This is a genomic window from Noviherbaspirillum malthae, from assembly GCF_015352985.1.
Taxonomy (GTDB): Bacteria; Pseudomonadota; Gammaproteobacteria; order Burkholderiales; family Burkholderiaceae_D; genus Noviherbaspirillum; species Noviherbaspirillum malthae.
Genome location: NZ_JACYXF010000186.1, coordinates 1 through 1,292, shown reverse-complemented (window position 1 = coordinate 1,292; position 1,292 = coordinate 1). Strand labels below are relative to the sequence as shown.

Here is a 1,292-nt window from a genome sequence, read left to right as displayed (position 1 = left end):
ACGAAGTCGGTGATCGACAGCACGTACACCAGCGACACGTCCTGGAACAGCACGATGGTCTGCGTGAGCAAGACCGGGATCATGTTGCGGAACGCCTGCGGCAGCACGATGTTGCCCATGGTCTGCCAGTAGTTCATGCCCAGCGCCTGGCCGGCCCAGACCTGGCCGCGCGGAATCGACTGGATGCCGGCGCGCATGATCTCGCAGTAGTAGGCCGCCTCGAACAGGATGAAGGTGACCAGTGATGAGGTGAAGGCGCCCACCTGCACCGGCTGGTTCGAGCCGATCACCCAGGCGCCGATGTAGGGCACCAGGAAGTAGAACCAGAAGATCACCAGCACCAGCGGGATCGAGCGGATCAGGTTGACGTAGGTGGTGGCGACTGTCGAGATGACCTTGTTGGAGGACAGGCGCATCATCGCCAGCAGGGTGCCGAGGATGATGCCGCCGACCATGGCCAGGCCGGTCAGCTCGAGCGTGAAGGCCATGCCGGTCTGGAACAGGTAGACCCAGGAGCGCTCGATGACGTCGAAATCGAAGTTGTTCATTATTTGCCTCCGCCGGAGATGAAGCCGGGCACGGCGACGCGGCGCTCGATGAAGCGCATCAGGTTGACCACGATCACGTTGACGACGATGTAGATGATGGTGGCGGCGGTGAAGGCCTCGAACACCTGGAACGAGAACTCCTGCATCGAGCGGGCGCGGGCAGTCAGTTCCATCAGACCGATGGTGAGCGCCACGGCGCTGTTCTTGATGACGTTGAGGAACTCGCTGGTGAGCGGCGGAATGATGATGCGAAAGGCCATGGGCAGCAGCACATGGCGGTAGGTCTGGGGCAGGGTCAGGCCGAGGGCGGTGCCGGCCATTTTCTGGCCGCGCGGCAGCGAGCCGATGCCGGCGGAGACCTGGACGGCGACGCGGGCGGAGGTGAAGAAGCCCAGCGAGAGCACGGCGGTGACAAACGGTGCATTGGGCAGCTGCTTGAGCCAGTTGCCCAGGGACGCGGGGACCAGCTCGGGCATGACGAAGAACCAGAGGAACATCTGGACCAGCAGGGGGATGTTGCGGAACAGTTCGACGTAGGCATTGGCCAGGCGCACGACGAGCTTGTTGGGCAGGGTGCGCAGGGTGCCGATGACGGCGCCGAGGACGAGGGCCATGATCCAGGCCAGCAAGGCGGTGGCCAGGGTCCAGTACAGGCCCGACAGCAGCGTGTCCATGTAGGTGCCGACGGCGTCGGGTGACGGCTCCCAGAAAATGCGCCAGTTCCAGTTGTAGTTCATGGTTTGC

The 1,292-nt window shown here is 63.5% G+C and carries 2 protein-coding genes; both read right to left on the bottom strand.

Annotated features, from left to right (window positions below):
• On the bottom strand, positions 1-551 hold a 551-nt coding region (locus tag IGW03_RS37660), incomplete at its 3' end, for an amino acid ABC transporter permease (protein ID WP_194727486.1).
• Positions 548-1,285, bottom strand: a complete 738-nt coding sequence (locus IGW03_RS37655; RefSeq protein WP_194727485.1) for an amino acid ABC transporter permease — start codon at positions 1,283-1,285, stop codon at positions 548-550. The genes IGW03_RS37660 and IGW03_RS37655, both read right to left, overlap by 4 nt.
• Positions 1,286-1,292: the final 7 nt, after the last annotated feature.